Source organism: Candidatus Protochlamydia amoebophila UWE25 (assembly GCF_000011565.2).
GTDB lineage: Bacteria > Chlamydiota > Chlamydiia > Chlamydiales > Parachlamydiaceae > Protochlamydia > Protochlamydia amoebophila.
This window is the reverse complement of the sequence record NC_005861.2, coordinates 2,300,662-2,313,099: the sequence shown is the minus strand read 5'-3', so window position 1 is coordinate 2,313,099 and position 12,438 is coordinate 2,300,662. Positions and strand designations below refer to the sequence as shown.

Below are 12,438 nucleotides of genomic sequence, written 5' to 3'. Positions count from 1 at the left end.
ATTCTTTGTTTTTATGAAGAACGCTATGCTTGTTATAAAAGAGCTTATGATACGTTAGTAGAGATCCTTCAGCAACATTATTATTACTTTTAGCTGGATGTTACAATAGCCCAGTTATTTCATCTATTACTGAGGAAGAATTTAAATCTTATTTAAGCAAAGCTTTAGAAAAAAAGTAACCTATGAAGCAGCTTTGATGATGAGAAATCTTTGCAAACTTGAAGGATAACCCATTCAAGAAAAATATAGGGATCAATATTGTGCAAAACTTGTAAGAGAAAATATTTGTGCTAAGCCTATTGTTCCAGATGTTTTAAAAGACAAAAATACTTAACTTAATCACGGCAAGTGCTCAGCAAATGGTTGCTAATGTATAAATCAAAATCTGAACTAATAAAGCTTTTAAAAAGGATAAGAATTAAACATAAAAAATAATTTATTAAATTTTTGTTTGTTAAATTATATTAGTCATTGAGAGTAAGATAAAAATGCTAGGCTCCATCATAAAACCATTATCGAATAGATCAAAACTTCTTGTCGTTATTACATATTTAGAACTTCAGAATGCGAACCAATCCTTTCAAATCGTATGGCTCGCTCCTCAGGCAACAGCTTATAAATTAACAATGTGTCGTTTTTAATATGGCATTCTCTACGGCCTTGCCAATTGCCTAGTAGAGCATGATCGCGGTATTGATTAGGCAAAACTTGTTCATTTAAAAGATAAGCAATGACAAGATACAGTTCTTTTAAAATAAGTTTATTGTGTTCATATTTTTTTAAATCTTTTTTAAACTGCTTTGTGTTTTTCGGTTTTAGCATTGCCTTTTCCTATAGATTTCCAGAACTCATCAAGGCTTTCATATTCTTCTAAATTTTCTCCGCGATCAGCTTCTTCCATTGTTTTGATAGTTAAAGCATTTGGTCCATAGTTTTCACAAAGAGGGCAGCTCATTTTTTTTTCTTCTACTAATGATAAAAGATACTCATTCATGCTTTTATCTTCTTGCGCAGCCAACATTCTAATAGCTTTTCGCTGTTCAATTGAACATGTCAAAGTAATTTTAGTTTGTTGACCAACGGGAATTTTAACGGGTCTTGGCATAATTACCTCCTGTTTATCTATATTTAGAGTAACAAAAAAAGTGATTTACGTAAATAACTCAAAATAAGTAAAAACATCTTTACCTTAACAATGAACTTTAATGTATATACATCTAAGATCCTAAATTTTATTAGTAAATAAGAAGAATAAAATTATATATATTAAAATGCGTTTAGCCAGTTCTGATAAAAATTTTGTTACCAATTTCTTTTTTTTGTTTGTTGATTAACTATCTAGCTTACTTTGGCTGATGAATTTATCTAGCTTTGCTTTAAAGTTAACTTTCAAGATAAAGAATCATTTTAAAATCCAATAAGAAGACGTTTGGAAAATAATTTTTTCTAGGACGAATTTGTTCTACTCTTTGATTTTATAAAGGATGCTATACATGGTATAAAAGAGCTTATGGTAGGTTAACAGATCCTCCAGCAACAATTGTTATTGCTCCTAGCTTGATGTCATAGTTTTTTGGATATTTCATCTTTTACAGAGAAATAACTTAAATTATATTTAATAAAATCTGAAATCATCTAGTCCAATTGAAAAATTATACAAAGCAATAAAGCAAGGGGACCTAGATAAAGTCAAAGAACTACTTGAAAACGATAAAAACCCTTATTGATCATCAAGATCGAAGACAAGGGAAAACACCTTTAATGCATGCTTTAAATCGCGGAGATTTAGAAATTATCAGTCTTCTCCTTTCTTATGATTCCGACATCGTGTATTTAGATAAGGACGGATACTCTGTTTTTCATTATTGTGTAGACTGTAATCTTAAAGTAGAAGCCAAAGTCGATATTTTAAAAAAATTAATTCAATGCGCTGAAAGCAGTGATTACCCTGATATGATTGCAAAAGCAGTCAATGCTATTGTTACAATTTAATTGATACTGGGCTAACCCTTTTGACATCTCTAGGGGGTTTTGCAGTATACTTACATTTGAATAGGTTTCTAAAAATCAATAATGCTGGGGGTTGGCAAGTTTTAAAACTTTAGATCCTTTGTAGACTGTTTGTTTTGTTATTGTATAGTCTCGTAGACTTAAGGTATTTTCAGAACAAAACTAAGGAGTTTATATTTGAACTATATTGATTTTTATTTAGTTTTTAATCGTTTTTCGTTGATAAAAGGAAAATTTCTCTTAAAATTTGACTTCTTATTTTATCTCTTAATTATTGCAATAATTTTTATTTATAAAGTATAATATTAAAACAAATATAAATTAAATATACCATATTATTAAAATATCTATAAATTAAAATTTATTAACTTATTTGGATGGTCATTTTGAATATTTCTAATTTTGGGTTTAATCCTAGTCATCTTGTCAATACAACGGCTCCATCTTACTATCCCCCTCAAGACATTAACGATCAACTTGAGAATGAAAATACTCCCTTAGACAATCCTTTGCCTAATCTAGAAGAAACTAGTGCGTCAACGATTCTAGCTTCCGATCTTTCACCTTCATCTAAAGAAGTTCAACTAAGCTTTCAAGAGGGAACTTCTCTAACTATTTCTCACTCTCAGTTAGCTTTGTTAAGGGAAAAATCCCTTTATTTTAAAACTCTTTGGTCAGGAAATTTTCAAGAAACGCTGCAACATCCTCTGGCTTTAACAAAAAAAGAGTTTACGCTTTTTCTTAATTGCCTGATAGACGCTAATTTTAAGGTTCCCTTAGAAGAAGTTACTTCTGCCATTCATCTAGCAGATCGTTATGTACTGACAGATGTTGTGAAAAACTTAGAAGAACAGCTGATAGAGGGATACAGATCTCAGAGATTTGAACCCTTTAGCTCCACTGAAGAAAGCTTAGTCGAATTAAAAGAACTTTTAAATTTTACACATCGCTATCAATTAAATAGGTTGAAGGATTATTTAGAGTTCACCGTTGTGAGTGCCTTATTAAACCAGACCTCCCAGTTAGCGGAATTTGAAAGAATTATAAATCGCTTCTCAAAGAAGATAGAAGCACTTAATTTTTCAGAAAATGCTTATTTAACAGATGCCCATCTTTTAGCATTAAAAGTTTGTAAAAATTTAAAAGTGCTTCATTTAGAGGCGTGTCAAGCTATTACGGACGATGGATTAGCGCATTTGACACCTTTAACCGCTTTGCAGCATCTAGATCTAAGCCAATGTCGGAAACTTACCGGTATAGGATTAGCGCATTTGACACCTTTAACGGCTTTACAGCATTTAGATCTAAGTGGATGCGATAATCTCACGGATGCAGGGTTAGCCCATTTGGCACCCTTAACGGCTTTGCAACATCTAAATCTAAGCGATTGTGAGAATCTCACCGATGCAGGATTAGTTCATTTGAGTCCCTTAATAGCTTTACAGCATCTAGATCTAAGCTATTGCTGGCGACTTAACTATGCAGGATTAGCCCATTTGAAACCTTTAACGGCTTTGCAATATCTAGATTTAAGCCACTGTATAAATCTCACGGATGCAGGATTAGCCCATTTGAAACCTTTAATGAGATTACAGTATTTAAATCTAAGATACTGTGAAAATCTCACCGATGCTGGATTAGCGCATTTAACACCTTTAATGGCTTTGCAGCATCTAAATTTGAGCGAATGCTATCATCTCACCGATGCAGGATTAACGCATTTAACACCCCTAACGGCTTTGCAGCATCTAGATCTAAGTCATTGTAGGAGTCTCACTGATGCGGGATTAGCTCATTTGACATCTTTAACGGTTTTGCAGTATTTAGATCTAAGCTACTGTAAAAATCTTACCGATGCAGGATTAGCGCGTTTAACACCTTTAACGGGTTTGCAGCATCTAGATCTAAGCAGATGCAAGAACTCACTGGTGATGGATTAGCCCATTTGGCACCCTTAACGGCTTTGCAGCATCTAGATCTAAGCCAATGTGAAAATCTCACCGATGATGGGATAGCTCATTTGACATCCTTAACGGGATTGCAGCATCTAGATCTAAGCTTGTGCGAGAAATTCACTGATGATGGATTAGCCCACTTGGCACCTTTAACGGCTTTGCAGCATCTAAATCTAAGCAGGTGCAGGAATCTCACCGATGCAGGATTAGCGCATTTGACACCTTTAACGGCTTTGCAATATCTAGATTGAAGACAATGCTTCCATCTCACTGACGATGGATTAGCCCATTTAAAACCCTTAACGGCTTTGCAGCATCTAGATTTAAGCAGGTGCTATCATCTCACCGATGCAGGATTAGCCCATTTGACACCCTTAATGAGTTTGCAGCATCTAGCCCTAAGCCAATGCAGTCGTCTTACTGATGATGGATTAGACTGTTTTAAAACTTTAGCAACTTCATTCAATTTAGAAATTGTTAGGTAAAAAAAACTTAATAAAAAGCAGAAATTCTAGCGCCGAAAATAAAAAAGTACTTTGTCCTAAGAGAATCAAGGATAAAATTTCATTAAAGTTGATCAATTCCCACTGAGACACTTATTTAAGAAAAATATCTGCGATAAGATGTATTATAGGATGGGAATTAAGCTTACAGACCAATTTTATTAACGGCATTTTTCGTCCACATGTTTCCCTATCGAATATACCTTCTAACCGCATCAAAGATCTTATAACCCTTTGTTTCATGATCCTATCATTTCATGGACTTAAGGCACTTACAGTTTAAATACTAAAGAGCTTATATTTAAAGTATATGAATCCTTATTTGTTTTTTAAATAGCTCTTCATTGATAAAATAAAACTTTCTCTTTAAATGTGACTGCCTATTTTAACTTATTAATATTGCCATAATTTTTATCTATCCATCATATTGTTAAAACATCTATAAAATGAAAATTTATTTTACTTACTGGGATGGTCATTTTGAATATTTCTAATTTTGGGTTTAATCCTAGTCATCTTGCCAATACAACGACTCCTTCTTACCCTCAATCTCAAGTAATCAATAACCCTCTTATGGATGAGAATAATGGCTTAGACAATCCTTTGGCTAATACAGAGAAAACTAGTGCGTCAACGATTCAATCTTCCGCTCCTTCACCTACATCTGAAGAACTTCAACTGAGCTTTCACGAGGGAACTTCTCTAACCATTTCTCACTCTCAGTTAGCTTTGTTAAGGGAAAAATCCCTTTATTTTAAATCTCTTTGGTCAGGAAATTTTCAAGAAACCCTGCAACATCCTCTCGCTTTAACACAAAAAGACTTTACGCTTTTGCTTAATTACTTAGAGAATTCTAAGGAAATTCCCTTGGAAGAGATTACTTCTGCCATTCAGCTAGCCGATTCTTATGAATTGACAGAAGTGGTGAAACATTTAGAAGAACAGCTGATAGATGGGTACAAGTCACAAAGATTTGAACCCTTTAACTCCACTGAAGAGAGTTTAGTCGAATTCAAAGAACTTTTAAATTTTGCACATCGCTACCAATTAAATATTTTGAAGAATTATTTAGAGTTCACCGTTGTGAGCGCCTTATTAAACCAGACTATTCAGTTAGCGGAGTTTGAAAAAATTATAAACCATTTCTCAAATGAGATAGAAGCTCTTAATTTTTCAAACAATGCCCATTTGACCGATGCTCATCTTTTAACATTAAAAAATTGTGAAAATTTAAAAGTACTTCATTTAGAGGCGTGTCAGGCTATTACGGACGATGGATTAGCGCATTTGGCACCCTTAACAGCTTTGCAGCATCTCAATCTAAACGGGTGCTATAAACTTACCGATGCAGGATTAGTCCATTTGAAATCCTTAACGGCTTTGCAAACTTTAGATTTAAGCTACTGTAAAAATCTTAAGGACGCAGGATTAGTCCATTTGAAACCCTTAACGGCTTTGCAGAATCTAGCTCTAACTAGCTGCAAAAATCTCACCGATAGAGGATTATCCCATTTAAAATCCTTAACGGCTTTGCAAACTTTAGATTTAAGCTACTGTAAAAATTTTAAGGATGCAGGATTAGCCCATTTGCCACCCTTAACGGCTTTGCAAACTTTAGATTTAAGTTATTGTAAAGATCTCACCGATAGAGGGTTATCCCATTTAAAATCCTTAACGGCTTTGCAAACTTTAAATTTAAGCTACTGTAAAAAACTTAAGGATGCAGGATTAGCGCATTTGAAACCCTTAACGGCTCTGCAGTATCTAGCTCTAAATAGCTGTAAAAATCTCACCGATAGAGGATTATCCCATTTAAAATCCTTAATGGCTTTGCAGCACCTAGTTCTAAGCGGGTGCGATAATCTCACGGATGCAGGATTAGCGCACTTGAAACCCTTAACGGCTTTGCAAACTCTAGGTCTAAGACGGTGCCAGAATCTCACTGGTGATGGATTAGCCCATTTGGCACCCTTAACGGCTTTGCAAACTTTAGATTTAAGCTACTGTAAAAAACTTAAGGATGCAGGATTAGCGCATTTGAAACCCTTAACGGCTTTGCAAACTCTAGGTCTAAAATGGTGCAGCAATCTCACGGATGCTGGATTAGCCCATTTGAAACCCTTAGCGGCTTTGCAGCATCTAGATTTAAGTTATTGTAATAATCTCACCCGTGCAGGATTAGCAAATTTTAAAATTTTAGGAGCTTCACTCAATTTAGAAATTGTTAGGTAAAAAAACTTAATAAAAAAGAAGGAATTTTAGTGCCAAAAACCAAGGGTAATTTGTTTTAAGATAAAGAATAAAATTTCATTTTAAAACGGATTAAGCATGCTTGATAATTTGGTGAAGAGAATAATCAATAGCTTTTCTTACATATCGAGGAGGTTGCTGAACGAACATCTAGTGATCTCACGTAAAGTAAATCTTAAGCATGGTGCATTGATTTGTTAAAAATCTATCTTAGTGTCTCATTAGAAAATTAGTTAAAATTTTAGGATAAATTTTAAATACGATCCATTTTATTTTTTTAGCTGCCCTAAGTTATGCTCTGTTAATAAAATACGTACGCAATGTAAGATATTCACCTTATTCAGATAGGCAAAAATGGTAAAGACTGAATCCTTTTTTGATTGCATTCTCATTGACATTTTTATATTGTGAATTAGTAAAATATTGATTTAAAGTATCTTTGAGGGGGAGTATCTTTAGGCTAGAGAACATTCGGCTGAATTTTAGACCTATTATTAAGAGAATTTTGTGGCCTATACTAGATTGTTTCCAACTCGAACGTTAGCTGCTTTTATAGTTTTGCAAGGAACAACTTATAGTAGAAATAAGGGTAAAAAAAGCGATCATCTTAATCATAAAACTATTTGTTTTGATCCATAATCTTACCTAGCACTACTATTCTTTCCTTTACCCGATCACCTTTTTTACAAAAACTAAAATCATGTCAGCTTTCCTTTAATACCAGCAAAAAAGTTAACTTAATACCATAGTGGTTCTGAATGAGCGCTAAGAAGAACGAAATCTTTGATCCTAAGAGCTACGCTTATGTTTTTAGAACACATTAGGAAAGATATTAAGGAAGGGGAGAGTTATGGCTATTCCTTATGGATCAAACATTCTCACTTGCCCTGTCAGAACTTTAAAAAATTAGCTTAATTGTTCTAAAATTAACGAAGGGACATTATTTCGACCGATTAATCGGCATGGTCAAATTATGGATAAAGCTTTAACTTCCAAATCTGTCGCATTGATTATTAAGCGGAACAAACATTTAGAAAAGCAAAAACATTCATTCTCAGGACATAGCTTACGGGCTGGATTTGCTACAACCGCTGCCATCTTTGGTGTTCCTGAGCATCTGATCATGAATCAAACAGGTCATAAAAGCTCTGATACCATTAGAAGGTATATTCGATTGGGAAACATGTGGATGGAAAACGCCGCCACTAAAATTGGTTTATAAGCTTAATTTCCATCCTATAATACATCTTATAGCGGATATTTCTATTAAATAAGCGCCTCAATGGAAATTGATCAACTTTAATGAAATTTTATCCTTAATCCACTTAGGACAAAGTACTCTTTTATTTTCACCGCCAGTTTTCTCTTTTTATTGAAAATTTTTCTATATTTAATTAATAATTCTTAGATTGAGTGAAGCTGCTAAAGTTTTAAAACGAGCTAATCCAGTATTCGTGACTTTGTCACATCTCCTCAGATTAAGTTGCTGCAAAGCCTTTAAAGGTGTTAAATGCGCTAATCCAGCATCAGTGACATTACGGCAATTTCTCAGATTAAGGTGCTGCAAAGCCGTTAAGGGTTTTAAATGGACCAAACCATCGTCAGTGAGATTCATACAATCGCTTAGAGCTAGATACTGCAAACCCGTTAAGGGTGCCAAATGGGCTAATCCTGCATCCGTGAGATTCTCACAGCAACTTAGACCTAAATGCTGCAAAGCCGTTAAGGGTTTCAAATGCGCCAATCCAGCATCGGTGAGATTCATACAATCGCTTAGATCTAAATGCTGCAAAGCTGTTAAGGGGGTTAAATGGACTAATCCATCATCGGTAAGATTATAGCATGCATTCAGCTTTAGATGCTGCAAACCCACTAAAGGTGTCAAATGGACTAATCCTGCATCGGTGAGATTCCAGCATCCGCTTAGATCTAGATGCTGCAAAGCCGTTAAGAGCGTCAAATGCTCCAAACCATCATCAGTGAGAGCCTGACATGCCTCTAAATAAAGTGCTTTTAAATTTTTACAATCTTTTAATGCTAAAAGATGGGCATTTGTTAAATAAGCCTGATTTAAAAAATTAAGTCCCTCTATCTTCTTTGAGAAATGATTTATAATTCTTTCAAACTCCGCTAACTGAGAAGTCTGGTTTAGCAAGGCGCTCACAACAGTAAATTCTAAATAGTTCTTCAATGTATTTAATTGACAGCGATGTGCAATATTTAAAAGCTTTTTTAATTCGATTAAACTCTCTTCAGTGGAATTAAAGGGTTCAAATCTTTGAGATTTATATTCCTCTATCAGCTGTTCTTCTAAGTTTTTCACAACATCTGTCAGTAGATAACGATTTGCTAGCTGAATGGGCAGAAGTAATCTCTTCTAAGGGAACTTTAAAGTTAGCATCCATGACACAATTGAGCAAAAGTGTAAAGTCTTTTTGTGTTAAACTGAGAGGATGTTGCAGGGTTTCTTGAAATTGCCCTGACCACAGATTGTTAAAGTAGTGTGATTCTTCCTTTAACAAAGCTAGCTGAGAATGAGAAATAGTCAGAGAAGTTCCTTCTTGAAAGCTCAGTTGAAACTCTTCAGATGAAGGTGAAAGAGCGGAAGCTTGAATCGTTGACGCACTAGTTTCCTCTGTATTAGCCAAAAGATTGTCTAAGGGATTATTCTCATCCACAAGAGGGTCATTAATACCTTGAAGAGGATAGTAAGAAGGAGTCGTTGTATGGACAAGGTGACTAGAATTAAACCCAAAATTAGAAATATTCAAAATGACCATCCCAATGAGTAAAATAAATTTAAATTTATAGATGTTTTAACAATATGATATATAGAAAAAAATTATGGCAATATTAAGTAAGTTAAAATAGGCAGTCACATTTTAAGAGAATTTATTCTTATCAATGAAGAGCTATTAAAAAACAAATAAGGATCAATATGGTTCAAATATAAACTCCTTAGTTTTTGATTTGAAAGTGCCTCAAGTCTGCGAGATGATAGGATTAGGAAATAAGCAGCTTATAAAATCTCTGATACAATTAAAGGGCATATTTGATTAGGACACATGCGGATAGAAAATACCGTTACTAAAATTGGTTTATAAGCTTAATTTTCATCCTATAATACATCTTATAGCGGATATTTCTATTAAATAAGCGTCTCAATAGAAATTGATCAACTTTAATAAAATTTTATCCTTGATTCTCTTAGGACAAAGTACTTTTTTATTTTCGGCGCTAGAATTCCTGCTTTTTTATTAAGGTTTTTTTACCTAACAATTTCTAAATTGAGTGAAGTTGCTAAAGTTTTAAAACGGTCTAATCCATCATCAGTAAGACGACTGCATTGGCTTAGGGCTAGATGCTGCAAAACTGATAAAGGCGACAAATGGGCTAATCCTGCATCGGTGAGATTCCTGCACCAGCTTAGATTGAGATGCTGCAAACCCGTTAAGGGTGTCAAATGGGCTAATCCTGCATCGGTGAGATGCCGGCATTCGCTTAAATCTAAATGCTGCAAAGCTGTTAAGGGTGTCAAATGAGCTAATCCTACATCGGTGAGATTTTTACAGTTAGCTAGAGCTAGATACTGCAAAGCCGTTAAGAGTGTCAAATGGGCTAATCCTGCATCGGTGAGATATTTACAGTTAGTTAGAGCTAGATGCTGCAAACCTGATAAAGGTGTCAAACGGGCTAATCCTGCATCGGTGAGATTAATGCAATATTTTAAATCTAGATGCTGTAAAGCCGTTAAAGGTGTCAAACGGGCTAATCCTGCATCGGTGAGTTTATAGCACCTGCTTAGATTTAGATGTTGTAAAGCGGTTAAGGGTGTTAAATGGGCTAATCCTGCATCGGTAAGTTTCCAGCATTGGCTTAGGCGTAGATATTGCAAAGCTGTTAAGGGTGCCAAATGCGCTAACCCATCATCGGTGAGATTCTCACAATAGCTTAGATTTAGATGTTGTAAAGCGGTTAAGGGTGTTAAATGCGCTAATCCTGCATCGGTGAGTTTATAGCACCTGCTTAGATTTAGATGTTGTAAAGCGGTTAAGGGTGTCAAATGGGCTAATCCTGTATCGGTGAGATTCCAACATTGGCTTAGACCTAGAGTTTGCAAAGCGGTTAAGGGCCTCAAATGAACTAATCCTGCATCGGTGAGATTAAAGCAAAAGTAAAGATTTAGATGCTGCAAAGCTGTTAAGGGTGTTAAATAGGCTAATCCTGCATCGGTGAGATGCCCACAATCGCTTAAATCTAGATTCTGCAAAGCTGTTAAGGGTGCTAAATGCGCTAGTCCTGCATCAGTGATATTCTTACAAACCCTTAAATCTAGATGCTGTAATGCCGTTAAGGGTGTTAAATGCGCTAATCCAGTATCAGTGAGATTCCTACAGTGGCTTAGATCTAAATATTGCAAAGCTGTTAAGGGTGCCAAATGTGCTAATCCTGCATCGGTGAGATTCCTGCACCAACTTAGATTGAGATGCTGCAAACCCGTTAAGGGTGTCAAATGCGCTAATCCTGCATCAGTAAGATTACGGCAACCTTGAAGATAGAGCACTTTTAAATTTTTACAATTTTTTAAAACTAAGAGATGAGCATCGGTCAAATGGGCATTTTCTGAAAAATTGACTCTTTCTATTTCATTTGAGAAATGGTTTAAAATTTTTTCAAATTCCGTTAACTGAGAAGTCTGGTTTAATAAGGCGCTCACAGTGGTCAATTCTAAATAGTTTTTCAAAGCGTTTAATTGACATTGCTGCGCAAAATTTAAAATTCCTTTTAATCCGACTAAGCTTTCTTCAGTGGAGTTAAAAGATTCAAATCTCTGAGATTTGTGTCCCTCTATCAGCTGTTCTTCTAAGTTTGTCACCACTTCTGTTAGTTCATAATAATCGGCGAGTTGAATGGCAGAAGTAATCTCTTCTAAAGGAACTTTAAAGTTAGCGTCCATCAGGCAATTGAGCAAAAGCGTAAAGTCTTTTTTTGTTAAATCGAGAGGGTGTTGCAGGGTTTCTTGAAAATGCCCCGACCACAGATTCTTGAAATAGGGTGATTTTTCCCTTAAAAAAGTTAGCAGAGAATGAGAAATGGTTAGAGAAGTTCCCTCTTGAAAGCTTAGTTGAATTTCTTCAGATGAAGGTGAAAGTGCGGAAGATTGAATCGTTGACGTAGTTTCTTCTAGATTAAGCAAGGGTTTGTCTAAGGAGGTATTTTCATTCTCAAGGTGATCGTTAATGTCTTGAGGGGGAGAGTAAGATGGAGACGTTATATTGGCAAATTGACTAGGATTAAACCCGAAATTAGAAATATTCAAATGACCATCCAAATAAGTTAAATAAATTTATAGATGTTTTAACAATATGATGGATAGATAAAAATTATGGCAATATTAATAAGTTAAAATAGACAGTCACATTTAAAGAGAATTTATTCTCATCAATGAAGAGCGATTAAAAAATTATGTAAAAATTGATAAAGCTTACCTACGGACTCTTTAATTTTTGATCTGAAAATGCCTTAAGTCTACGATTCGATTAGGAAATATATAGACGAGAAATTGCCGCTACTAAAATTAGTCTATAGGCTTAATTTTAGTCCATAGTACATTTTTAAGCGTATTTTTTGGCGTCTACAAACATAGAACTGTTTGTATAGTATCACTCAAAATGAGCGAATATTTTTCTTAGAGAAACGTCTCGTTGAGAGTCGATAAA

Annotated in this window: 6 protein-coding genes and 2 pseudogenes; 4 read left to right on the top strand and 4 right to left on the bottom strand. The window is 34.8% G+C overall.

Features of this window, described 5'->3' with window-relative positions; translation table 11 throughout:
• Window positions 1–543 precede the first annotated feature (543 nt).
• Window positions 544–822 (bottom strand): type II toxin-antitoxin system YafQ family toxin, encoded by a 279-nt coding sequence (locus PC_RS09245; RefSeq protein ID WP_011176468.1) that lies wholly within the window; start codon window positions 820–822, stop codon window positions 544–546.
• Window positions 791–1,105 carry a hypothetical protein gene (locus tag PC_RS09240; RefSeq protein WP_011176467.1) on the bottom strand — a complete coding sequence of 105 codons (315 nt, stop codon included), beginning with the start codon at window positions 1,103–1,105 and terminating at the stop codon, window positions 791–793. Before PC_RS09240 ends, PC_RS09245 begins: the two co-directional genes overlap by 32 nt.
• A 596-nt stretch (window positions 1,106–1,701) precedes the next feature.
• Between PC_RS09240 and PC_RS09235 the strand changes: the two genes are divergently transcribed.
• The 4 genes and pseudogenes from PC_RS09235 (at window position 1,702) to PC_RS10145 (ending at window position 7,940) form a co-directional block, all read left to right on the top strand.
• On the top strand, window positions 1,702–1,992 hold the full coding sequence (locus tag PC_RS09235) for an ankyrin repeat domain-containing protein (protein WP_011176466.1): 291 nt from the start codon (window positions 1,702–1,704) through the stop codon (window positions 1,990–1,992).
• Window positions 1,993–2,396: 404 nt separating this feature from the next.
• Window positions 2,397–4,450 (top strand): annotated as a pseudogene (locus PC_RS11555) (leucine-rich repeat domain-containing protein).
• Window positions 4,451–4,948: 498 nt separating this feature from the next.
• Window positions 4,949–6,700 (top strand): leucine-rich repeat domain-containing protein, encoded by a 1,752-nt coding sequence (locus PC_RS10150; protein WP_079890472.1) that lies wholly within the window; start codon window positions 4,949–4,951, stop codon window positions 6,698–6,700.
• A 991-nt stretch (window positions 6,701–7,691) separates the two neighbouring features.
• The gene (locus tag PC_RS10145) at window positions 7,692–7,940 is read left to right on the top strand and encodes a tyrosine-type recombinase/integrase (protein WP_011176462.1); all 249 of its coding nucleotides are present in this window, start codon (window positions 7,692–7,694) and stop codon (window positions 7,938–7,940) included.
• A gap of 195 nt (window positions 7,941–8,135) precedes the next feature.
• Here PC_RS10145 and PC_RS11545 read toward each other — a convergent pair.
• Window positions 8,136–9,489, bottom strand: a pseudogene (locus tag PC_RS11545) (BTB/POZ domain-containing protein); the annotation flags it as partial.
• 497 nt (window positions 9,490–9,986) lie between these two features.
• The gene (locus PC_RS10140; RefSeq protein WP_011176460.1) at window positions 9,987–12,038 is read right to left on the bottom strand and encodes a leucine-rich repeat domain-containing protein; all 2,052 of its coding nucleotides are present in this window, start codon (window positions 12,036–12,038) and stop codon (window positions 9,987–9,989) included.
• Window positions 12,039–12,438: the final 400 nt, after the last annotated feature.